Source organism: Pseudomonas paeninsulae (assembly GCF_035621475.1).
GTDB classification, from domain to species: Bacteria; Pseudomonadota; Gammaproteobacteria; order Pseudomonadales; family Pseudomonadaceae; genus Aquipseudomonas; species Aquipseudomonas paeninsulae.
In genome coordinates this window covers 5,070,999-5,093,652 of sequence record NZ_CP141799.1, presented here as the reverse complement: position 1 = coordinate 5,093,652, position 22,654 = coordinate 5,070,999, and the positions used below count along the sequence as shown (strand labels likewise).

Below are 22,654 nucleotides of genomic sequence, written 5' to 3'. Positions count from 1 at the left end.
AGCTCAGATCAGTTCCTTGAGGCGGTGCCAGAGCATGCCCAGAGCCAGCAACGGCGAACGCAGGTGCTGGCCGCCGGGGAAGGTCATGTGCGGCACCTGGGCGAACAGGTCGAAGCCGTGGCTGGCTTGGCCGGCGATGGCCTCGGCCAGCAGTTTGCCGGCCAGGTGGGTGGCGTTGAGCCCATGGCCGGAGTAAGCCTGGGCATAGTAGACGTTGGGCTGATTGTTGAGCCGGCCGATCTGCGGCAGGCGGTTGGCGCCGATGCCGATCATCCCGCCCCACTGATAGTCGATCTGCACGTCCTGCAGGTGGGGAAAGACGGCCAGCATTTTCGGCCGCATGTAGCCGGCGATGTCCGCCGGGTCGCGTCCGGAGTAATGGCAGGCGCCCCCGAACAGCAGGCGTCGATCGGCGGACAGGCGATAGTAGTCGAGGGCCACACGCTGGTCACACAGCGCCATGTTCTGCGGAATGATCGCGTGGGCTTCGGCCTCGGAAAGCGGCTCGGTGGCGATCACGTAGCTACCGGCCGGGAGCACCTTGCCCCCCAGGGTCGGGTTCAGCTCGCCCAGGTAGGCGTTGCAGCCGAGCACCAGGTGAGCCGCACGCACCACGCCTTGGGCGGTGTGCACCTTAACCTGTGTGCCGTAGTCGATGCGCGTGACCGCCGAATCTTCGAAAAGCTGCACGCCCAGCGATTGCGCGGCGGCGGCTTCGCCCTGCGCCAGGTTGAGCGGGTGCAGATGGCCGGAACCCATGTCGATCATGCCGCCGACGTAGCGGTTTGATCCGACCACCTCATGCATCTGATCCGACTGTAACAGGCGCAGTTCATGGCGATAGCCGAGGCTTTTCAGCTCCGCCATCTCGGCGGCGAAGCCGTCGAGATGAGCGGGCTTGTTCGCCAGGTCGCAATAACCCCAGGTCAGGTCGCAGTCGATATTGAACTGCGCGACCCGGCGGCGGACGATCTCCACCGCCTCCAGGCCCATCAGCTTGAGTTCGCGCACACCCTCTGCGCCGATTACCGATTCGAACTGCCCGACGTCATGGCCAACCCCGCGAATCAGCTGGCCGCCGTTGCGCCCGCTGGCGCCCCAGCCGATCTTGTGCGCCTCCAGCAGCACCACCGAGAAGCCTTTCTGCGCCAGTTCGATGGCGGTGTTCAGCCCGGAAAAACCGCCGCCGACGATGCACACGTCGGCGCTGAGCTCCCCGTGCAGCGGCGGGTAGGCCAGTTGCCGGTTGACGCTGGCGGCGTAGTAGGAGGCGGCGTGCTGGGTGTTGTGGACCGGTTGGTGAACGCGGGCGTTCATGTGTGAAATCCTGATTGTGGTGTTTGTAAATTTTTACGCAGGATAAGCGCGGACTTTGCTTGGCGCCAAGTGGGGCGGTGCAAAAAAGCAGTTTTCGTCGGTTAATCCGGGTGATCTGCCGCGATTAGCCGCAGGCGGGGTTAAGATGCGCGGGATTTCTCCAGGACACTACCGATGAGTTGTACCAGCCGCAAGATTGACCAGTTGCGTTTGCAGATTCCCAGTTTCGCCTGCGTGCCCGGCTGTCACGACTGCTGTGGGCCGGTCACCGCCTCGTCCGAGGAAATGGCCCGTCTGCCGGTAAAAAGCGACGCCGCGCATGACGCCGCGCTGGCGGAGCTGGATTGCGTGCACCTCGGCCCGCAGGGCTGCGAGGTCTACGACCAGCGCCCGTTGATCTGTCGCCTGTTCGGCACGAGCAAAAGCCTGCCCTGTCCGCATGGGCGAGGACCGGATACGCCGATCGAGGCGCAGGTCGAACAGCAGGTGCACCAGCTGATCGCCAGCACCCGCCAGGTGCTGGTGTAGGGTGCGCCGTACACCTTGCGAGCTATTCCGCAATCGGTAACGCCAGCGATTCCTTGACCTCTTCCATGACGATATAGCTCTTCGACTCGCGCACATGCGGCAGCTTGAGCAGGATGTCGCCGAGCAGCTTGCGGTAGCTGGCCATCTCGTTGATCCGCGCTTTCACCAGGTAGTCGAAGTCGCCGGAGACCAGGTGGCACTCCAGCACATGCGGCAGCTTGAGCACGGCGCGGCGGAACTCCTCGAAGGTATCGCCGGACTTGTAGTCCAGGCTGATCTCGACGAACACCAGCAGGCTGGCCTTGAGGTACTGTGGATTGAGGCGGGCGTGGTAGCCCATGATGATGCCTTCGCGCTCCAGGCGGCGGACTCGCTCGGTGCAGGGCGTGGTCGATAAGCCAACTCGTTCACCCAGCTCGGTGAAAGAGATACGCCCGTCCTCCTGCAGGAAACGCAGGATATTGCGGTCGATCTTGTCCAGTTCGCGACGGCTCTGATGCTGGGTGCGCATGGGGGATGCCCCTCCGTTTAAGTGGATTTTGCCAAGAATTCTCGCCAAATATAGTTATATATATAGTGAAAGGCACTGGCTAGTGCTCAATATACTGCGCCCATCAATGCTCAAAACAAAAAACGCCAGCGCATAGTCGCGGCGAGGAGATGACGATGCGGGTTCTGGTGCTGGGTAGCGGTGTGGTGGGTGTGGCTAGTGCGTACTACTTGGCTCGCCAAGGCTTCGAAGTGGTGGTGGTCGACCGTCAGGACGGCCCTGCCCTGGAAACCAGCTTCGCCAACGCCGGCCAGGTCTCCCCCGGTTACGCCTCGCCCTGGGCCGCGCCGGGCGTGCCGCTGAAAGCCATCAAGTGGCTGCTGCAGAAGCACGCACCGCTGGCGATCAAGGCCACTGCCGATATCGACCAATACCTGTGGATGGCGCAGATGCTGCGCAACTGCACCGCCAGCCGCTACGCGGTGAACAAGGAGCGCATGGTGCGCTTGTCCGAGTACAGTCGCGACTGCCTCGACGAACTGCGCGCCGAGACCGGCATCGGTTACGAAGGCCGCCGCCTGGGCACCACCCAGCTGTTCCGCACCCAGGCGCAGGTGGACAACGCGGCCAAGGACATCGCCGTGCTCAAGCAGTCCGGCGTGCCCTTCGAGCTGCTCGACCGTGAAGGCATCGCCCGGGTCGAACCGGCCCTGGCCGGGGTCAAGCACAAGCTGGCCGGCGCCCTGCGCCTGCCCAACGATCAGACCGGCGATTGTGAGATGTTCACCACCAAGCTAGCCGAAATGGCCAAGCAACTGGGCGTCGAATTCCGCTTTGGCCAGACCATCGAGCGCCTGGATTTTGCCGGCGACCGGATCAATGGCGTATGGATCGATGGCAAGCTGGAAACCGCCGATCGCTACGTGCTGGCCCTCGGCAGCTACAGCCCGCAACTGCTCAAGCCGCTGGGCATTCGCGCGCCGATCTACCCGCTCAAGGGCTATTCGCTGACCGTGCCGATCATCAATGGCGACATGGCGCCGACCTCGACCATCCTCGATGAGACCTACAAGGTCGCCATCACCCGCTTCGACAATCGTATCCGCGTCGGCGGCATGGCCGAGATCGCCGGCTTCGACCTGAGCCTGAATCCGCGCCGTCGCGCGACCCTGGAAATGATCACCTCCGACCTCTACCCGCAAGGTGGCGATCTCAAGCAGGCGGAGTTCTGGACCGGCCTGCGCCCGGCGACTCCGGATGGCACACCGATCGTCGGCGCCACCGGTTTCAGCAATCTGTTTCTGAATACCGGTCACGGCACACTGGGCTGGACCATGGCCTGCGGCTCCGGTCGTTTCCTCGCCGACCTGATGGCCAGCAAGCGCCCGCAGATCAGCACCGAAGGCCTGGATATCTTCCGTTACAGCCGTTCCCCGGAGAGCTCGAAACATGCCAATCCAGCGCCTGCGCACTGAAACCCGTTACAGCGAAATCAACATCCACAACGGTACGGTCTACCTGGCCGGGCAGTTGGCGGATGATTACCGCGGCGACATTGTGCAACAGACCCGCGAGACCCTGGCCAACATCGATGCGATGCTGGCCGAGGCCGGCAGCGACAAGACGCGCCTGCTCTCGGTAACCATCTACCTCAAGGACATGGCGCGCGACTACGCCGGTCTCAACCAGGTCTATGACGCCTGGGTCGCGCCAGGCGCCGCGCCGGGCCGCATCTGCGTCGAGGCGGCGATGTACACCCCCGAGGTGCTGGTGGAAATGATGGTGGTGGCGGCCGTCTGAGCCTCTGCAGGCCAGTTTTGTTGGTTTTGCCCGGCTGTCCCGCCGGGCTTTTTTAATTCGTTCGTTAGCGTGCGCTCACGCAGCAACGTATGACGAAGTCGTTCATGGGCTGGGTTACCCAGTCAATCCCGCCAACCGTTTGAAGTGTGGAAACCATGCGTCCAGCCCGTGCCCTGATCGATCTGCAAGCCCTGCGTCACAACTATCAACTGGCCCGTGACGTGTCGGGCGCCAAGGCGCTCGCGGTGATCAAGGCCGATGCCTATGGGCATGGCGCGGTGCGTTGCGCGCAGGCTCTGCAGGAGCAGGCCGATGGCTTTGCTGTGGCCTGCATCGAAGAAGCCCTGCAACTGCGCGAAGCCGGCATTCGCGAGCCGATCCTGCTGCTGGAGGGTTTCTTCGAAGCGGACGAGTTGGCGCTGATCGAGCAACATGGCTTCTGGTGCGTGGTGCATTCGCTGTGGCAACTGGAGGCCATCGAGCGTTCGTCCGTGCGCAAGCCGCTGACGGTGTGGCTGAAGATGGACTCGGGCATGCACCGCGTCGGCCTGCATCCGGCCGACTACCAGGCGGCCTATCGCCGCCTGCTGGCCAGCGGCAAGGTGGCGAAGATCGTCCTGATGAGCCACTTCGCCCGTGCCGACGAGCTGGATTGCCCGCGCAGCACCGAGCAACTGGCGGTGTTCGAGCAGGCGCGCCAGGGCATAGTCGCCGAGATCAGTCTGCGCAACTCGCCGGCCGTGCTCGGTTGGCCGCAGATACCGAGCGACTGGGTGCGTCCCGGCATCATGCTCTACGGCGCCACGCCGTTCGAGCAGGCGCAGGCCGTGGCCGCGCAGTTGCAGCCGGTTATGACCCTGGAATCGAAGATCATCAGCGTGCGCGAACTGCCGGCCGACGAACCGGTCGGCTACGGTGCACGTTTCGTCACCGAGCGGCCGACCCGCGTTGGCGTGGTCGCCATGGGCTATGCCGACGGCTACCCGCGGCATGCGCCGACCGGTACGCCGGTGCTGGTCGATGGCCTGCCGAGCCGGCTGATCGGCCGGGTCTCGATGGACATGCTCTGCGTCGATCTCAGCGACTCGCCCGGCGCAGGCCTCGGTAGTCGGGTCGAGTTGTGGGGCAAGCATGTCCTCGCCAGCGACGTGGCGGCTTGTGCCGGCACCATTCCCTACCAGCTTTTCTGCAACCTGCGCCGGGTTCCACTGCTCTACTCCGAGGGCTGAGGCGCTACTGGGCAGAATTTGCAATCAGGGTGTTGTAAATACTGAACGCTGTTGCCATGATACGGACACTTTTCCGTATCTTCCCGAGGGGGCTCCAGCATTGGACGTCGGTATTCGACTGCAATCCATTCGCAAACTCAAAGGCCTTTCCCAGCGTGAACTCGCTAAGCGGGCAGGCGTCACCAACAGCACCATTTCGATGATCGAGAAGAACAGCGTGAGCCCCTCGATCAGTTCGCTGAAAAAGGTGTTGGCGGGTATCCCCATGTCGCTGGTGGAGTTCTTCTCCCAGGACGGGGAGCAGGACAACCAGGCCCAGGTGGTGTACCGGGCAGCCGAGCTCACGGATATCCACAGTGGTGCGATCAGCATGAAGCTGGTGGGCAAGACCCACCCGAACCGGGCGATTACCCTGCTCGACGAAACCTATCCGGTTGGTTCCGATACCGGCGACGATATGTACACCCATGAAGGCGAGGAAACCGGCCTGCTGGTGGAAGGGCGCCTCGAACTGACCGTCGGTGAGCAGGTGTTCATTCTCGAGCCTGGCGACAGTTACTACTTCGAGAGCACCAAGCCGCACCGTTTCCGCAATCCGTTCGAGCAGCCGGCACGGCTGATCAGTGCCACTACGCCGGCGAATTTCTAAGCGGTAGGGTGCCGCCAATAACCCTGCGACAATCTGGGTTGTTTCAGCCTGACAGGCTTCCCGTTATACTGTCGCCCGCTCGCGAAACCGTGGCCGCGGGCGTGACTAGCCACGATGAGGGTGTACCGTGAATCTGATTAAGAAAATGCTGGTAGCGCCGGCTGCCGTCTTGGCAATGTGGGCCGTGACTGCTCAGGCCACGACCGATGAGGCCATCGCCGAACGTCTGAAGCCGGTCGGTGAAGTCTGCATCATGGGCGAAGAATGCAAGGGCATCGAGACCGTGGCCGCCGCCGCTGGTGGCGCTGCGCGCACTGGCGACGAGGTGATTGCCAAGCACTGTGGTGCTTGCCATACCTCTGGCGTACTCGATGCACCGAAGACCGGTGACACCGCAGCCTGGCAGGCTCGCGCGAGCAATGGTGTCGATGGTTTGCTGGCGAACGCGATCGCGGGCCTCAACGCGATGCCGCCGAAAGGCACCTGCAGCGACTGCTCGGATGACGAACTGCGCGCCGCCATCGAGACGATGTCCGGCCTGTAAGCATCCAGTGCAGCGATAAAAGCCGCCTTCGGGCGGCTTTTTGCGTTGTGGCGCCGCACTGTTGCCATGCAAAGCCTGTGGCAGGGTCCAAACTGAATCTCTCACGGATGCAGTCGGGAGTCGCCAGATGCCGCAGTTATGTTCCATCGAGCAAGCCGTAGAGCGTGTCGTGCAGGACATCCAGGGACCGATTCGTCTGGGCCTGCCCTTGGGGTTGGGCAAGCCGAACCGCTGGGTCAATGCCTTGTACGCGCGGATCAAGCAGTTGCCGCAGCGCCAACTGACGATCTACACCGCCTTGTGCCTGGGTCGGCCGAGCGCGTCGCACGATCTGCAGCGGCGTTTTCTCGAGCCTTTCGTCGAGCGCCTCTACGGCGACTATCCCGAGCTGGACTTTCTCACGGACCTGCGCGCCGACCGCCTGCCCGCCAATGTGCATATCGAGCAGTTCTACCTGCAAGCGGGCAGCCTGCTGAACAGCCCGCCGGCGCAGCAGGACTACATCAGCTGCAATTACAGCCATGTGGCCCGCGACCTCAACGATAAGGGGGTGAATCTGCTTGCCCAGTTGGTCGCCTGCGATCCGCAGAGGCCCGACTACTTCAGTCTCAGCTGCAACCCGGATATCACCCTGGATCTGCTACCGCTGCTGGCCAAGCGGCGCCTGGCCGGGGAAACCATTCTCTGTCTGGCCCAGGTGCATGAGGCGTTGCCCTATATGGCGGGCGCCGCACAGGTGACGCGCGACAGCTTCGACCTGCAGCTGCAGGAGGTGGAGCGCAGCACCCTGTTTTCCACGCCGAACATGCCGATCAGCGTGCAGGATCACTGCATCGGTCTGCATGCCAGCAGCCTGGTGCGGGACGGCGGCACCTTGCAAATCGGCATCGGTGCGATGGGCGACGCGGTGAGTGCGGCGCTGCTGGCCCGACAACGTGACAACAGTGGCTACCGTGCGCTGCTGGCGGAGTTTCAGGTAGCGGCAGCGAGCAAGAGCAACGAGCTGCAACCTTTTGTCGACGGCCTGTATGGCTGCAGCGAAATGTTCGTCAATGGTTTGCTGGCGCTGGCCGAGGCCGGAATAGTGCGCCGGCGGGTGTACCCCGACTTGCGCGTGCAGCAGTTGGCCGTTGCCGGCGCGCTGGACGGCGAGGGACGGCCGCGCAGCGTGCAGCTCCTGCTCGACGCCGGCGTGCCGAACCGGCTGGATGGGCAAACCCTGGCCTGGTTGCAGGCTGTCGGTCTGTTGGACCCGGCGCTGCAGTTGCACGACGATTATCTGCAACTGCCCGATGGCCGGCAGCTGCCGAGCGAGTTGAGCGATCGGCAGACCCAGGCTGCGCTGCGCGATTACCTGCGCCCGGCAGCCGGCGGGGCGGTGCTGCATGGCGGATTCTTTCTCGGCCCAGCAGACTTCTATCGACGCCTGCGCGCAATGGCGCCGGAGCAACTCGCGCCTTTCGCCATGTGCGGGATCCACTTTATCAATGAGCTCTATGGCGACGAGCCACTCAAACGCCTGCAGCGCCGCGATGCGCGCTTCGTCAACTCGGTGTTCTGCATGACCCTGCTGGGCGCCGGGGTGGCCGATCAGCTGGAGGACGGGCGCGTGCTCAGCGGCGTTGGCGGGCAATACAACTTCGTCGCCCAGGCCCACGCGCTGGAGGGCGCTCGCTCGATTCTGATGCTGCGCAGTTGGCGCGAGGCCGCTGGGCGAATCAGCTCGAACATCGTCTGGCACTACGGCCATGTCACCATTCCCCGCCACCTGCGCGACATAGTAGTGACCGAGTACGGCGTCGCCGACCTGCGCGGCAAGACCGACGCCGAGGTGATTGCGGCGCTGCTGGCGATCAGTGATTCGCGCTTCCAGCCCGGGCTGATCGCCCAGGCGCAGCAAGCGGGCAAGCTGCCTCAGGATTTTCGCCTCGAGCCGCGCTTCGCCGACAACCGCCCGCAGCGCCTGCAGGCGGTACAGGCGCGGCATTCGGCGCTATTCGGCGAGTATCCGTTGGGCTGCGACTTCACTGGCGAGGAGCGTGACCTGCTGCGCGCGCTGAACTGGCTCAAGCCCCAAGCCAGGCTGGCTGCGGTGGTGGCGCTGGGCAAGGCCGTGCTGACGGCGCCGCCGGCCGCCGCCTTCATGGCGCAGCTGACGCGAATGGGCTTGGCCCGACCGCAGGGGCTGCGCGAGGCCCTGTATCGGCGCCTGCTGCTGGCGGGCCTGCAGGCGACTAGTCGAGAAAGCTGACCTGGCCGCCTTCCAGCGAGCTGATGCGTGCCAGTGACTCGACCCGGAAACCCTGCGCATCGAGTTCGGCGCGGCCGGCCTGGAAGGACTTCTCGATCACTACGCCGACCCCGGCGATGCTGGCGCCAGCCTGCTGGATCAGGTCGATCAGGGCCTTGGCCGCATGGCCGTTGGCCAGGAAATCGTCGATCAGCAGCACATGGTCGGCGCTGGTCAGGTGCTTGGCGGAGATGGCGATGGTGCTCTCGGTCTGCTTGGTGAAAGAGAACACCTTGGCGGTATAGAGATCGTCCTTGAGCGTCAGCGACTGGTACTTGCGGGCGAAGATCACCGGTACGCCCAGTTCCAGGCCGGCCATGATCGCCGGGGCGATACCCGAGGCCTCGATGGTGACGATCTTGCTGATGCCCAGGCCGGCGAAGCGCCGGGCGAATTCGTGGCCGATCTGCTGCATCAGGGCGGGATCGATCTGATGGTTGAGAAAGGCGTCGACCTTGAGTACCTGGTCGGAGAGCACCAGGCCTTCGTCGATAATCTTCTGCTTCAGTGCTTGCATGGGTGGGCTCTCGTGGTCTACGGCGGGTTATTTTTTCAGCATGGCGCGCATGTTGGCCAGCGCCGAGTTGCCGGTGGCGGCCTTGACCTCTGGGGGCGCGTCTTCCAGGCCCTCCCAGGCCAGATCCTCGGGTGGCAGTTCATCGAGAAAACGGCTTGGCGAGCAGTCGATGATTTCGCCGTATTGCTTGCGCTTGGCGGCGAAGGTCATGGTCAGGTTGCGTTTGGCGCGGGTGATGCCGACGTAGGCCAGGCGGCGCTCTTCCTCGACGGTGTCGGCCTCGATACTGGAGCGGTGCGGAAGGATTTCCTCCTCCACGCCGAGGATGTACACCGAGGGGTACTCCAGGCCCTTGGAGGCGTGCAGGGTCATCATCTGCACGCCCTCGGCGCCTTCCTCGTCCTCCTGCTGGCGTTCCAGCATGTCGCGCAACACCAGCTTGCCGATGGCGTCCTCGATGGTCATGTCGCCGTCTTCGTCGCGTTCCAGGGTGTTCTTCAGCGCCTCGACGAGGAACCAGACGTTGCCCATGCGCGCGTCGGCGACCTTGTCGCTGGACGCGTTCTGGCGCAGCCAGTTCTCGTAGTCGATGTCCATCACCATGCTGCGGATCGCCGCGATCGGGTCGTTCTGCGCGCACTCCTGACGCACCCGGTCCATCCACTTGGTGAAGCGTGCCAGGCGTTCGCTAAAGCGTGCGTCCAGGGTTTCGCCCAGGCCCATTTCGCTGGCGGCGGCGTACATGCTGATCTTGCGCCCGGTGGCGTAGTTGCCGAGCTTTTCCAGGGTGGTGGAGCCGATCTCGCGGCGCGGCACGTTGATCACCCGCAGGAAGGCGTTGTCGTCGTCCGGGTTGACCAGCAGGCGGAAGTAGCTCATCAGGTCCTTGACCTCCTGACGGGCGAAGAAGCTGGTGCCACCGCTCAGGCGGTAGGGGATCTGATGGTGCTGCAGCTTCAGCTCCATCAGCTTGGCCTGGTAGTTGCCGCGATAGAGGATGGCGTAGTCGCTGTAGGGCCGCTCGGTGCGCAGGTGCTCGGTGAGGATTTCCAGGGCCACCCGCTCGCATTCGGCGTCCTCGTTCTTGCAGCGGATCACCCTGATCTCGTCGCCCATGCCCATCTCGCTCCACAACTGTTTCTCGAAGGCGTGGGGGTTGTTGGCGATCAGCACGTTGGCGCACTTGAGGATGCGGCTGGTGGAGCGGTAGTTCTGCTCCAGCATCACCACCTTCAGCGACGGGTAGTCCTCTTTCAGCAGCATCAGGTTTTCCGGCCGTGCGCCACGCCAGGCGTAGATCGACTGGTCGTCGTCGCCGACCACGGTGAGCTGATTGCGCATGCCCACCAGCAGCTTCACCAGCAGGTACTGGCTGGCGTTGGTGTCCTGGTATTCGTCGACCAGCAGGTAGCGGATGCGGTTCTGCCACTTTTCCAGGATGTCGGGGTGCTCCTGGAACAGCTTCACCGGCATCAGGATCAGGTCGTCGAAGTCCACCGCGTTATAGGCCTTGAGCGTACGCTGGTAATGCAGGTAGACGATGGCAGCGGTCTGCTCTTTGGGGTTGCGCGCCTCGGCCAAGGCCTGGTCGGGCATGATCAGTTCGTTCTTCCAGCTGCCGATGTAGTTCTTGATCTCGTCGGCGCCATCATCGCCGGAGTATTCCTTCTGCATGATGTCGCTGAGCAGCGCCTTGATATCGCCCTCGTCGAAGATCGAGAAGCCCGGCTTGTAACCCAGCGCCGCGTATTCCTTGCGGATGATGTTCATCCCCAGGTTGTGGAAGGTCGAGACCGTCAGGCCGCGCGCCGCGGGGCCTTTGAGCAGGCTGCCGACGCGTTCCTTCATCTCCCGCGCGGCCTTGTTGGTGAAGGTCATGGCGACGATATGCCGCGCCTGGATGCCGCAGTTCTGCACCAGGTGGGCGATCTTGCGCGTGATCACGCTGGTCTTGCCGGAACCAGCACCGGCGAGCACCAAAAGAGGGCCGCCGACGTAGTTCACGGCTTCCTGCTGCCGGGGGTTCAGTCGGGACATTGCATCTATCGTCGCGGGGAATGGGCGCGCATTTTAGCAGGCCCTGAGATTTGTGCCTGAATCCTCTGGCGTTGTGCGATGGAGCACGTCCTGGCAGTAAGCCGGGCTTGGTTATTTCGTGTAATCCAGTACTCTGGCGCCGCTTGTCGGTTTTTTGTCCTTAATCCAGGATGTACCACAGTAGTACTCGGATGTACTTGATTAGACGCCGATTACGCTGCAACAGGGCGGTATGCCGCCGACTATATTTGAGGCCTGGGGAGGTTGCTTGTCCGCGCTCGACGAACCTTTGCGGTTGGTTCTGCTGGCTGAAACGCCAGAATGGCCCGAGCTATTGCGTGAGCGGCTAGGCGCTTTAGGCAGTATCTGCCCGCTGATTACCGCGCCCTCGTGGGCGGCGGCCAGCAGTCTGTTCGATACCCCGATCAATGGCCTGTTGCTGACCACCGAGGCGCGCCGGCCAGCCGCCGGGCTCTGCCCTCTACCGGTCATCTTGCTGCTTGACGCGGAACCCGCCGAGGCGCCAACGGGGGTCTGCGACTGGTTGGTGCGTGACCAGCTGACGGTCGATGTACTGCGTCGCTGCTTGCGCTATGTGCGCGAGCAGGGTCGTCTGCAAGAAACCCTGCAGCGCCTGGCCGAGCAGGATGCGTTGACCGGTATCGCCAATCGACAGGGCTTCCAGACGCTGCTTGCTGCCCGTCTGGCCGAATGTCAGGGCCGCGGCCTGGCACTCGCACACCTCGATCTGGACAATTTCCGGCATGCCAACGATGCCCTCGGCCACCAGGCCGGCGATCACTTGATCCGGCAAGTGGTGACGCGACTCAAGGCGCAGTTGCAGGCAGGAGATCAGGTCGCCCGGCTGGGTAGTGACGAGTTTGCCCTGCTGCTCGATGTGCGCAGCGATCCGCAGCGTGCGCCGCGCCTGGTCGAGCGCATTACCGAAGCCCTGGCCGAGCCTTACTGGGTCGACGGTGAGAGTCTGTTGATTGGTTGCAGCATTGGCTTGGCCTACGTGCGTGCCGGTGGTGGCGCCGACTCGCTGATGTGGCATGCGCATATCGCCATGCGGCAAGCCAAGAGCCAGCAAGGCTGTACCTTCCACATCTTCGACGAACAGACCGGTCGCGGCACGCGTAGCCAGGCCGAGTTGGAAAGTGAGCTACGCCGTGCGCTGCGTCGCGACGAACTCGAACTGCATTATCAGCCGCGCCTGTGTTTGCAGACGGGCCGCATTGTTGGTCTGGAAGCGCTAGTGCGCTGGCGCCACCGTGAGCGCGGCCTGCTGGCGCCAAACGAATTCGTGCCGTTGGCCGAAGAAAGCGGACTGATCGTGCCGCTCGGCTACTGGGTGATTTCCCGTGCCCTGCGCGACATGCAATGGCTGCGCGGACGCGGCCTGCCTGCTCTGCATATGGCGGTCAATCTGTCGTTCCGCCAGTTTCAGGACAGTCAGCTGTTGCCGACCCTCAGTCGCTTGATCGCCGAGCGCGGAGTCGATGCGCGCTGGCTGGAGTTCGAGTTGACCGAGACCGCGGTGATGCGCCGCAGCGATCATGTGCAGCAGACCATGCTGGCGCTCGGTCGCCTGGGTGTGCGTTTTTCCCTGGACGACTTCGGTACTGGTTTTTCCTCCTTCGTCCACCTCAGCAGCCTGCCGATAGCCCTGTTGAAAATCGACAAGAGCTTCGTCGGCGACATGCACGAACGCGCGGAGAGTCGTCAGCTGGTGCGGGCGATGATCAATCTGGCGCATAACCTCAATCTGCAGGTGGTCGGCGAAGGCGTGGAAAACGCCGAACAACTGGCCCTGTTGCGCGAGTATGGTTGCGACCAGGTGCAGGGCTACCTGATCAGCAAGGCGATCCCGTTGAACGAGTTGGCGCGCTTCCTGGTGTTCGGTATGCGGCAACCGTTGTTAGGGCCGCTCAATCCCTAGCAGCCTGTCGGACTTGAGTTCATGAACGGGGATATCAATAGTGAGGCGAAGCGATTCGTCCCACTATTGAGGTATTTCCAGGCTTTTTTGCCCCGAATTTCCTGAGAACGAGCGGGTTTAGTTCATTTCTACCCACACTGGACGGATTTGTGGCGCAAAACGGCCATGCGTTTCAAATTCCAGGCCAGACATACCAGGCGCCATTCGCCGCTCACCTTGTCCTTGCCTCGCAGCAGAAACTGGCGAAAACCCATGACCGACTTGATGATGCCGAACACCGGTTCCACCGTCTGTTTGCGCAGCGCATAGAGGCGGCGCCCCGGCTGGCTCTTGAGTTTGTGCGCCATGCGTTGTTGCACTGTGGCATCAGCGTCGAGCGCTGCCAGCTCCTCGAAGCGCGCCTTCCAGTGCGGGTGATGATCTTCGCGTGCCACCGCCAGGTAGGGCTCGATTCCCGCCGCCTCGCAGGCGGCGATGTTGCTTTCGCTGTTGTAGCCACAGTCCCCGAGCACCACGTTCACCTGACCCAATGACGCCGGTAGCGCCTTGAGCTCGGCCAGCATGGGGACGACTTGTTGCTTGTCGTTGCCCGCCTGAGTGAGGCCTGGCGCCACCACCAACAGGGTGTCGGTATCCACTGCGGCCTGGGCGTTGTAGCACTGTTCGAAGCCGCCGCCAGCCACCCGCATGATGCGAGAGTCTTCGTCGGTGAGGTTGATTTGGTCGTGTTCGGTAGGCCCTTCCACTGGGGCTTTGGGCGGCTTGCCGCCGGGCTTCTTGCCCGTTTCTGCCATGCGCGCCGCACGCTTGGCAAGCTTCTCTTGGTAGGCGGCCTGATCCTGCTCGAAACGCGCACGGGCGCGCACCTCGATCTTGGCCTTCGCCGCGTCCATGGCGAGCAAGCGATCTTGCCGGCGTTTGATCTCGTCCGGCAGATCGATGCCGACGGGGAGCTCTGCCTGGTCGGCCCGTTCAGCCAGCGCCAGGAGCTCCTGCACTTCGGCCTTGAGCTGGCGTTCGAGTGTCTGGATATGGCCATAGGACAGTGCACTGTGGCGTGAGGCGTTGGCATGCAGCTTGGTGCCGTCGAGGCTGATGGTGCCGAGCTTGAGCAGCTTCATCTCGCCCGCCAGCTCCAGCACCTGAAGGAAGATGCCGGCCAACTCGTCGAGGAAGCGGCGGCGGAAGCTGGCCAGGGTGTCGTGATCGGGGTGACTGCCTGAGGCCAGGTAGCGAAAGGCGAGCGAGTCGTAAGTGGCGCGTTCGATCATACGGCTGGAAAAGGTGCCGGTGGCATAGCCATAGACCAGCAGACTAAGCAGCACCTCGGGGTGATAGGCGGCGCTGCCGCGTCCGCCATAACGCCGGGTGAGCGCACTCAAGTCGAGCCGTTCGATGGCTTCGAGAATGAAACGGGCCAGATGGGCTTCTGGCAGCCAGTCATCCATCGATGGCGGGAGCAGGTAGTCAGTCTTGCGGTCGATCGGACGAAAGCGGCTCATGCGGAGGCATCGGCTGGGCGGTGTCGGGATTATCCTGGAATCCAGTGATTAAGTCCGACAGGCTGCTAGGCCAGGGATTGAACCGACTGTTGGCGCGGGTGAGTAGGCTGGCCTCACCGACCCTACGAGAGGCAGGCCTTTCCTTCCATCTGGGTTGGACGCAGCAGGCGTGCGGTCTTCCACTCGAAGCCCAGGCTCAGGCCGATGGCCGCGCACGCCAGGCCACTGGCCAGGCCCCACCACACGCCTTGCGCACCCCAGCCGAGCGGGAAAGCCAGGGTCCAGGCCAGTGGTGCGCCGATCAGCCAGTAGCAGCCGAGGCCGACGAAGAAGGTGGTCTTGGCGTCCTTGAGGCCGCGAATCGCGCCCATGGCGATGGTCTGGATGCCGTCGAAGAACTCGAACCAGGCGGCAATCGCCAGTAGACCTACAGCCAGGGCCGTCACCTCGGCATAGGCCGGGTCGCGGCGGTCGAGAAACAAGCCCACCACCCACTGCGGCGCCAGCCAGAACAGCGCGGCGAAGCCGAGCATGCACACGGCGCCGATGCCGATGCCCAGACGTCCGGCGCGGCGTGCTTCGAGCAGGCGGCCGGCGCCGAAGTGCTGGCCGATGCGGAAGGTCACTGCGTAGGACAGCCCCACCGGCACCATGAAGGCCACGTACACCGACATGATCGCAATCTGATGCGCGGCGAGTTGCAGGCTGCCGAGGGCGCCCATGCACAGTGCGGCGAAGGCGAACAACCCTGCCTCCACTGCATAGGTGCCGCCAATCGGCAGACCCAGGCGCAGCAACTCTTGCAGCTCGCGCCAGGTCGGGCGCAGCAGGCCGCGCCACAGCGGGTAGGCGGCATAAGCGCGGTGGCGCAGGACATGCCAGGCCAGCAACAGGGCCATGGCATTCATCACCAGTGCGGTAACCAGGCCGATACCGGCCAGGCCCAGAGGCGGCAGGCCGAACCAGCCCTTGATCAGTGCGTAGTTGAGGACGAAGTTGGCCAGTGCACCGCCAATGCTGATGGCCATCACCGGGCCGGGGCGGCCGATCGCGCTGGTAAACCCGCGCAGCGCCATAAAGGTCATATAACCAGGCAGGGCGAACATCAGGGTGGTGAGAAATTGCATGGCCCCCGTGACGTTTTCCGGCAACTGGCCGAGCTCTAGCAGCGCCGGTGGCAGATGCCACAGGGCTACCCCGGCCAGCAAGGCCAGGCCCCAGCCCAGCCACAGGCCGTTCTGGGTCAGGCGAGTGACACCCTCGGCATCGCCGGCGCCGTGACGGATAGCCACCAGGTTGCCGACCGCGGCGATCACCCCGACGCAGAAGATCGACACGCAGGCATAGCTGGCCGCGCCCAGGCCGCCACCGGCCAGGGCCGCCGGGCCGAGCCAGCCCATCATCACGGTGTCGGTAAAGACCATGAGCACGTGCGCCAGCTGGGCGGCGATCAGTGGGCCGGCCAGGCGCAGGATGGCGCTGAGTTCGTTGCGAAGGGCGTGCGGCATGATGAGTCAAGCTCAGTAAGAGGGCTTGCCCGGGTTGTCCGGGCGAGCGGAGAATGGCGCTATTCTCGGGAGTCTTCAGCGCTCGCACAAAAGGAAAATAACCATGTCAGGCATGATTAATACTCATGGATAAAAGCCGGCGTCTAGCGCCGCTGTACGCCTTGCGCGCCTTCGAGGCGGCGGCCCGGCATAGCTCCTTCACCCGCGCCGCCGAGGAATTGGCGATCACCCAGAGCGCGGTGAGCCGTCATGTGCGTACCCTGGAAGAGCATTTCGCCTGCCGCCTGTTCGAGCGCCGCGGGCGCAGCCTGCAGTTGACCGAGCCGGCGCGCATGCTGCTGCCCGGCCTGCGTGAAGGTTTCGATGCCCTGGAACGTGCCTGCACCACCCTGCGCGCCGACGATGCGATCCTGCGCCTGAAGGCGCCCTCGACCCTGACCATGCGCTGGCTGCTGGCACGCTTGTCGCGCTTTCGTTTGCAAAACAGCGATATCGAGGTGCAGCTGACCAGTGCCTGGATGGACGTGGACAAGGTCGACTTCCTGCATGAGCCGTTCGACTGTGCGGTGTTGCTGAGCAACGGCGTTTTTACCGAGGAGTGGGGCAGCGTGTTGCTGTTCGACGAATGGCTGATCCCGGTCTGCGCGCCCGAGGCGGCCGAGGGCGGCCCCTGGGATCTGGCGCGGCTACAGGGCGCCGAGCTGCTGCATCCCACCCCGGACCGCCGCGATTGGCGGCAGTGGCTGCAGGCCATGGGCCTGGCCGAGCAGGTGCCGCTCAAGGGCGGTCAGGTATTCGACACCCTGGAGCTGGGCATGGTCGCCGCCGCGCGCGGCTACGGCGTGTCGATCGGCGATCTGGTGATGGTCGCCGAGGATGTCGCCCAGGGCCGCCTCGGCCTGCCCTGGCCCTGCGCGGTGCCCAGCGGCTGCAGCTATTACCTGGTCTGGCCCAAGGCGCGGCGTGGTCAGGAGCGCTACCAGCGCTTGCGCGATTACCTGGTCGGCGAAGTGGCGGCGATGCAGTTACCGCCGGTGCAGCGGCGAGCTTGACCGCGTCAGCTCTGCGGATGACCGCGGTATTGCAGCGCCTCAGCCAGATGGTGGCGGGCAATCTGTTCGACCTGTTCGAGGTCGGCCAGGGTACGTGCCACCTTGAGCACCCGGTGCGCGGCGCGTAACGATAGGCCAAGGCGTTCGCAGGCGCTTTCCAGCCAACCCTGATCGGCGGCGTGCAGGCTGCAGTGCTGGCGCAGGCCGGGCAGGTCGAGGAAGGCATTGGCCACGCCCTGGCGCAGGATTTGCCGTTGCCGGGCGCGCGCCACCAGGGCGGCACCGGTAGCCGTGTCGGCGCCGTCGCTGGGGGGTACATGCAGGGCGGTGGTTTCCCGCGCTACCGTGACATGCAGGTCGATGCGGTCGAGTAAGGGCCCAGACAGTTTGCCGCGGTAGCGCTGGATCTGTTCGGTGCTGCACCGACAGCGGCCGCTGGGATCGCCGAGAAAGCCGCAGGGGCAGGGATTCATTGCCGCGACCAGCTGGAAGCGCGCCGGGAAACGCACCTTGTCACGGGCCCGGGCGATGACGATCTGTCCGCTTTCCAGGGGTTCGCGCAGCACCTCCAACACCTTGCGGTCGAACTCGGGCAGTTCATCCAGGAACAACACGCCCTGGTGGGCCAGGGTGATTTCGCCGGGTTGCGGACGGCTGCCGCCGCCGACCAGGGCCGGGCCGGAGGCGCTGTGATGGGGGTTGCGGAAGGGCCGCTGGGGCCAGGCGTCCAGTGGGGTGTGGCTGGCCACCGAATGGATGGCGGCGACTTCCAGGGCCTCCTGCTCGTTCAGTGGTGGCAACAGGCCGGGCAGGCGGCTGGCCAGCAGGGTCTTGCCGGTGCCGGGAGGGCCGGTCAGTAACAGGTTGTGCGAGCCGGCTGCGGCGACCAGCAGGGCGCGCTTGGCGGCGACTTGTCCCTGCACTTCGGCCAGGTCGGGATAGGGCAGGCTGCGGTGCAGCAAGCCGAGAGACTGATAGGGCGCGATTGGCGCTTGGCCATTGAGGTGCGCGGCCAGTTCGAGCAAGTGGTCCACGGCGATCACCACCAGCCCGGAGGCCAGGCTGGCTTCCTCGGCGTTGGCTTTCGGCACCACCAGGGAGCGTCCGGCGGCGCGGGCCGCCAGGGCGGCGGGTAGTACGCCCCGCACTGGACGTACGGCGCCGGATAAGGCCAATTCACCCAGGCACTCGATTTGCTCCAGGGCGGTGCTTGGCACCTGGCCGCTGGCGGCGAGAATCCCCAAGGCAATCGCCAGGTCGAAGCGGCCGCCGTCCTTGGGCAAGTCGGCTGGAGCCAGGTTCAGGGTGATGCGTCGCGGCGGGAAGTCGAAGGCGGAGTTGAGGATGGCGCTGCGCACCCGGTCCTTGCTTTCCTTGACCGCGGTCTCGGGCAGGCCGACTAGCGCCAGCGACGGCAAGCCATTGGCCAGGTGCGCCTCGACGGTTACGGCGGGCGCTTCGACGCCGACTTGGGCGCGGCTGTGGACTATGGCCAGGGACATCGATCACTCCTTGATCGTCAGCCGTTCGAGCGGATTACTCGGTCGGCGGCGTAGCGGCTTGCTCGGTGCGTGCCTCGAGTTCGACAACCTTGGCTTCCAGTGCTTCAAGGCGGGCACGGGTGCGGGCGAGGACCGCCATCTGGCTGTCGAACTCTTCCCGGCTGACCAGATCGAGCTTGCTGAAACCGCTCTGCAGCAAGGCTTTGAACTGGGTTTCGAATTCACTGCGGGGTAGCGGCGTTTCGCCGTTGAACAGGCGCGAGGCGTGGGAGCTGAGTGCATCGAGCAGGGCTTTGGGCGGCAACATGGCAGGGTTCCAAGAACAGACGGAGCAGTGTAGCACGCAGCCTGGCTTTGGCCCGGCGCGGTCAGTGCTGCACACTTTTTGCGCATAGGTGGTTGCGTGCGCGCACCATTATCGAGCATTGCTCGCCTGTCGGGGCCACGTCTGGTGCCGGGTGTTCATACTAACTATATGAAATAAATAGTTTTTATATGAGATGGCAAGCTTTCTGCTTAATCGACTGTGACGAGTGCACCGATGCAGTTCCGGTGCGTTAGGCGAAGCGGGAAGTGTTTCGTCGGGAGCGGTTGGTGGGTATCGCTGTTGTCCCCTGGGGCTAGCGATACATTACAAAAGCCAGACACAGCGCTTAGACTTGAACCGGGTTCGTAATTCCTGGGGCAAGTCCACCTTACACGGGAGAAATTTTCATGAAGCTAGTCACTGCCATCATCAAGCCGTTCAAGCTGGACGACGTCCGTGAGTCACTGTCGGAAATCGGCGTGCAGGGCATCACCGTTACCGAGGTCAAAGGCTTCGGTCGGCAAAAAGGTCACACCGAGTTGTACCGCGGCGCTGAGTACGTGGTCGATTTTCTACCCAAGGTAAAGATTGACGTGGCCATCGCTGATGATCAGTTGGATCGCGTCATCGAAGCCATTACCAAGGCAGCCAACACTGGCAAGATCGGTGACGGCAAGATTTTCGTTGTAAACCTGGAACAGGCGATTCGCATCCGTACCGGCGAAACCGATACCGACGCAATCTAACTAAGCCCGCGAACCCCCAACGCCCCAGGAGTACCCCCAATGACTCTGCGAAAAATCGCAGGGCTAGGAGCCCTTTTGTCTCTGGTTCCTGGCTTGGCCATGGCCGACGAGGCAGTTCTAAATGGCGGCGATACGGCCTGGATGCTGGTCGCGACCGTCCTAGTGCTGTTCATGACAATTCCGGGGCTGGCCCTGTTCTATGCCGGCATGGTGCGTTCGAAGAACGTCCTGTCGGTGTTGATGCAGTGCTTCGCCATCACTGGTCTGATCAGCGTGCTCTGGGTCGTCTACGGGTACAGCCTGGCCTTTGACACCACCGGCATGGAGCAGGGTGTGGTCAATTTCAATTCCTTCGTCGGCGGCCTGTCGAATGCCTTCCTCGCTGGCCTGACCAGTGACAGCCTGGTGGCAGGCATTCCGGAAAGTGTGTTCATCACCTTCCAGATGACCTTCGCCATCATCACCCCGGCCCTGATCGTCGGCGCCTTCGCTGAGCGCATGAAGTTCTCGGCCATGCTGGTGTTCATGACGGTCTGGTTCACCATCGTCTATGCCCCCATCGCGCACATGGTGTGGAGCGGCGACGGTGCGTTGCTGTGGGATTGGGGCGTGCTGGATTTCGCCGGGGGCACTGTGGTGCATATCAACGCGGGTATCGCCGGTCTGGTGGCCTGCCTGGTGTTGGGTAAGCGTAAAGGCTTTCCGACGACCGCGATGCCGCCGCATAACCTCGGATACACCCTGATCGGCGCGAGCATGCTCTGGATCGGCTGGTTCGGCTTCAACGCCGGCTCGGCCCTGGCTGCCAACGGCACCGCCGGCATGGCCATGCTGGTGACCCAGATCGCCACGGCGACGGCGGCCCTGAGCTGGATGTTTGCCGAGTGGATCACCCACCGCAAACCCAGCGTGCTGGGCATCGCCTCCGGTGCGGTGGCGGGCCTGGTGGCCATTACGCCGGCGTCCGGCACTGCCGGGCCGATGGGGGCGCTGGTCATCGGCCTGGCGTCAGGGGTGATCTGTTTCTTCTGCGCCACCAGCCTGAAACGCAAGTTTGGCTATGACGACTCCCTGGATGTCTTCGGCGTGCATGCCATGGGCGGCATTGTTGGCGCCATTCTCACCGGGGCGTTTGCTGCGCCGGCGCTGGGTGGTTTTGGCACGGTGGAGAACATCCCCGCACAGTTGTGGGTGCAGTGCGAGGGCGTGGCCTTCACGGTGGTCTACACCGCGGTGCTGACCTTCGTGATTCTGAAAGTGATCGACCTAGTAATGGGCTTGCGTGTCAGTGACGAGGAAGAGACGGTCGGTCTCGACCTCGCCCTGCACAACGAGCGTGGCTACAACCTGTAAGCACACGGAGTGCGCCCGGAGCCAACCCCGGGCGCCTTAACCGAACAGCGCTATAAAAGCGCGCCGGCAAGAGGTGAACCATGGATAACACAGCATTGACTGCGCTGCAGTACGGCTTCGATACCTTCTACTTTTTGATTTGCGGTGCTCTGGTGATGTGGATGGCAGCGGGTTTTGCCATGCTCGAAGCCGGCCTGGTACGGGCGAAGAACACCACCGAAATCCTCACCAAGAACATCGCCCTGTACGCGGTAGCCAGCGTCATGTACCTGGTGATCGGCTACCACATCATGTACTCCAGCCCGGCCGGCGGCATCCTGCCAAGCCTGGGCTTCCTGATCGGCGACGAACACAGTGTCGAGTCGGTTCTCGCTGGTGGTGACGGCGCGCCCTATTACTCGGCCCGCTCGGACTTCTTCTTCCAGGTGGTGTTTGCCGCGACCTGCATGTCGATCGTCTCCGGTGCCGTGGCCGAGCGCATGAAGTTGTGGGCCTTCCTGGCCTTCGCCGTGGTCATGACCGGTTTCATCTACCCGGTCCAGGGCTTCTGGAAGTGGGGTTCGGGCTTCCTTAACGAAGCCGGCTTCCTCGACTTCGCGGGTTCCGGCGTGGTGCACATGGCGGGTGCTACCGCTGCCCTGGCTGGCGTGCTGCTGCTCGGTGCACGTAAAGGCAAGTACGGCGCTAATGGCCAGGTCAACGCCATTCCAGGCTCCAACCTGCCAATGGCGACCCTCGGAGCCTTTATCCTGTGGATGGGCTGGTTCGGCTTCAACGGTGGTTCGCAGCTGAAGATGAGCACCATCGAAGATGCCAACGCCGTGGCCAACGTGTTCGTCAACACCAACATGGCAGCCGCCGGTGGTCTGATCGTCGCACTGATCGTGGCGCGCATCCTGTTCGGCAAGGCTGATCTGACCATGGCGTTGAACGGTGCCCTGGCTGGTCTGGTGGCGATCACCGCCGAGCCGCTGACGCCGACTGCCCTGCAAGCGACCCTGATCGGTGGCGTTGGTGGCGTGCTGGTGGTGTTCTCTATCCTCGGCCTGGACAAGCTCAAACTCGACGATCCGGTCGGTGCCATTTCCGTGCACGGCGTGGCTGGTATCTGGGGGCTGTTGGCTGTGGTGCTGACCAACCCGGATGCCACCCTTGGTGCCCAGCTGCTGGGTATCGGCTGCATCTTCGCCTGGGTGTTCAGCGCCAGTTTGATCGTCTGGTCGATCCTCAAGCTGGTGATCGGTCTGCGCGTCAGCGAAGAAGAAGAGTACGAGGGCGTGGATATCGCCGAATGCGGTATGGAGGCTTATCCGGAATTCACCAAAAGCTGATTGTCGATGA

Annotated in this window: 20 protein-coding genes; 12 read left to right on the top strand and 8 right to left on the bottom strand. The window is 63.6% G+C overall.

All coding sequences use genetic code 11. The features are described 5' to 3' along the window. Positions 1-3: 3 nt before the first annotated feature. Positions 4-1,317, bottom strand: a complete 1,314-nt coding sequence (locus VCJ09_RS23470; RefSeq protein WP_324732400.1) for an NAD(P)/FAD-dependent oxidoreductase — start codon at positions 1,315-1,317, stop codon at positions 4-6. 174 nt (positions 1,318-1,491) lie between these two features. Here VCJ09_RS23470 and VCJ09_RS23465 point away from each other — a divergent pair, with 174 nt between their 5' ends. Further along, on the top strand, positions 1,492-1,845 hold the full coding sequence (locus VCJ09_RS23465) for a YkgJ family cysteine cluster protein (RefSeq protein ID WP_324732399.1): 354 nt from the start codon (positions 1,492-1,494) through the stop codon (positions 1,843-1,845). Positions 1,846-1,867: 22 nt separating this feature from the next. Here the strand turns inward: VCJ09_RS23465 and VCJ09_RS23460 are convergent, their stop codons facing one another. Further along, complete coding sequence (locus VCJ09_RS23460) at positions 1,868-2,356, bottom strand: Lrp/AsnC ligand binding domain-containing protein (RefSeq protein ID WP_079203848.1); 489 nt, start codon at positions 2,354-2,356, stop codon at positions 1,868-1,870. A 155-nt stretch (positions 2,357-2,511) separates the two neighbouring features. On the opposite strand from VCJ09_RS23460, the gene dadA reads away from it, so the two are divergent. The 6 genes from dadA (at position 2,512) to VCJ09_RS23430 (ending at position 8,808) form a co-directional block, all read left to right on the top strand. Then, positions 2,512-3,810 carry a D-amino acid dehydrogenase gene (dadA, locus tag VCJ09_RS23455; RefSeq protein WP_324732398.1) on the top strand — a complete coding sequence of 433 codons (1,299 nt, stop codon included), beginning with the start codon at positions 2,512-2,514 and terminating at the stop codon, positions 3,808-3,810. Then, the gene (locus VCJ09_RS23450; protein WP_324732397.1) at positions 3,785-4,135 is read left to right on the top strand and encodes a RidA family protein; all 351 of its coding nucleotides are present in this window, start codon (positions 3,785-3,787) and stop codon (positions 4,133-4,135) included. The genes dadA and VCJ09_RS23450 overlap by 26 nt, the downstream gene beginning before the upstream one ends. Before the next feature lie 155 nt (positions 4,136-4,290). After that, positions 4,291-5,364 carry an alanine racemase gene (gene alr, locus VCJ09_RS23445; RefSeq protein ID WP_324732396.1) on the top strand — a complete coding sequence of 358 codons (1,074 nt, stop codon included), beginning with the start codon at positions 4,291-4,293 and terminating at the stop codon, positions 5,362-5,364. 100 nt (positions 5,365-5,464) lie between these two features. Then, a complete protein-coding gene (locus VCJ09_RS23440; protein WP_324732395.1) occupies positions 5,465-6,013 on the top strand; it encodes a cupin domain-containing protein in 549 nt (182 codons plus the stop codon). 127 nt (positions 6,014-6,140) lie between these two features. After that, positions 6,141-6,557: a c-type cytochrome gene (locus VCJ09_RS23435; RefSeq protein ID WP_324732394.1), complete on the top strand. Its 417-nt coding sequence runs from the start codon at positions 6,141-6,143 to the stop codon at positions 6,555-6,557. Positions 6,558-6,684: 127 nt separating this feature from the next. Further along, entirely contained in the window at positions 6,685-8,808 is a 2,124-nt protein-coding gene (locus tag VCJ09_RS23430; RefSeq protein ID WP_324732393.1) for an acetyl-CoA hydrolase/transferase C-terminal domain-containing protein, read from the top strand. On the opposite strand, the gene VCJ09_RS23425 is transcribed toward VCJ09_RS23430, so the two are convergent. Together VCJ09_RS23425 and rep are read right to left on the bottom strand one after the other, a co-directional pair. Continuing rightward, complete coding sequence (locus VCJ09_RS23425; RefSeq protein WP_324732392.1) at positions 8,792-9,364, bottom strand: xanthine phosphoribosyltransferase; 573 nt, start codon at positions 9,362-9,364, stop codon at positions 8,792-8,794. The two genes, VCJ09_RS23430 and VCJ09_RS23425, sit on opposite strands and share 17 nt — an antisense overlap. A 27-nt stretch (positions 9,365-9,391) precedes the next feature. Next, on the bottom strand, positions 9,392-11,401 hold the full coding sequence (gene rep, locus VCJ09_RS23420; protein ID WP_324732391.1) for a DNA helicase Rep: 2,010 nt from the start codon (positions 11,399-11,401) through the stop codon (positions 9,392-9,394). A 268-nt stretch (positions 11,402-11,669) separates the two neighbouring features. Between rep and VCJ09_RS23415 the strand changes: the two genes are divergently transcribed. Further along, a complete protein-coding gene (locus tag VCJ09_RS23415; RefSeq protein ID WP_324732390.1) occupies positions 11,670-13,343 on the top strand; it encodes a putative bifunctional diguanylate cyclase/phosphodiesterase in 1,674 nt (557 codons plus the stop codon). 128 nt (positions 13,344-13,471) lie between these two features. On the opposite strand, the gene VCJ09_RS23410 is transcribed toward VCJ09_RS23415, so the two are convergent. After that, positions 13,472-14,845 carry an IS1182 family transposase gene (locus VCJ09_RS23410; RefSeq protein WP_324732389.1) on the bottom strand — a complete coding sequence of 458 codons (1,374 nt, stop codon included), beginning with the start codon at positions 14,843-14,845 and terminating at the stop codon, positions 13,472-13,474. A 122-nt stretch (positions 14,846-14,967) separates the two neighbouring features. Then, positions 14,968-16,353: a NorM family multidrug efflux MATE transporter gene (locus VCJ09_RS23405; protein WP_324732388.1), complete on the bottom strand. Its 1,386-nt coding sequence runs from the start codon at positions 16,351-16,353 to the stop codon at positions 14,968-14,970. Positions 16,354-16,478: 125 nt separating this feature from the next. Here VCJ09_RS23405 and VCJ09_RS23400 point away from each other — a divergent pair, with 125 nt between their 5' ends. Continuing rightward, on the top strand, positions 16,479-17,405 hold the full coding sequence (locus VCJ09_RS23400; protein WP_324732387.1) for a LysR substrate-binding domain-containing protein: 927 nt from the start codon (positions 16,479-16,481) through the stop codon (positions 17,403-17,405). Positions 17,406-17,410: 5 nt separating this feature from the next. Here the strand turns inward: VCJ09_RS23400 and VCJ09_RS23395 are convergent, their stop codons facing one another. Together VCJ09_RS23395 and VCJ09_RS23390 are read right to left on the bottom strand one after the other, a co-directional pair. Beyond that, positions 17,411-18,907 carry a YifB family Mg chelatase-like AAA ATPase gene (locus VCJ09_RS23395; RefSeq protein ID WP_324732386.1) on the bottom strand — a complete coding sequence of 499 codons (1,497 nt, stop codon included), beginning with the start codon at positions 18,905-18,907 and terminating at the stop codon, positions 17,411-17,413. A 34-nt stretch (positions 18,908-18,941) separates the two neighbouring features. Continuing rightward, positions 18,942-19,214 (bottom strand): accessory factor UbiK family protein, encoded by a 273-nt coding sequence (locus VCJ09_RS23390; protein WP_324732385.1) that lies wholly within the window; start codon positions 19,212-19,214, stop codon positions 18,942-18,944. Between the two features lie 407 nt (positions 19,215-19,621). On the opposite strand from VCJ09_RS23390, the gene glnK reads away from it, so the two are divergent. From glnK to VCJ09_RS23375, 3 genes are all read left to right on the top strand, one after another. Continuing rightward, positions 19,622-19,960, top strand: coding sequence for a P-II family nitrogen regulator (gene glnK / locus VCJ09_RS23385; protein ID WP_003096476.1), 339 nt, complete (start codon positions 19,622-19,624; stop codon positions 19,958-19,960). 39 nt (positions 19,961-19,999) lie between these two features. Next, a complete protein-coding gene (locus VCJ09_RS23380; protein WP_324732384.1) occupies positions 20,000-21,313 on the top strand; it encodes an ammonium transporter in 1,314 nt (437 codons plus the stop codon). Between the two features lie 80 nt (positions 21,314-21,393). Continuing rightward, a complete protein-coding gene (locus tag VCJ09_RS23375) occupies positions 21,394-22,644 on the top strand; it encodes an ammonium transporter (RefSeq protein WP_079203835.1) in 1,251 nt (416 codons plus the stop codon). Positions 22,645-22,654 lie beyond the last annotated feature (10 nt).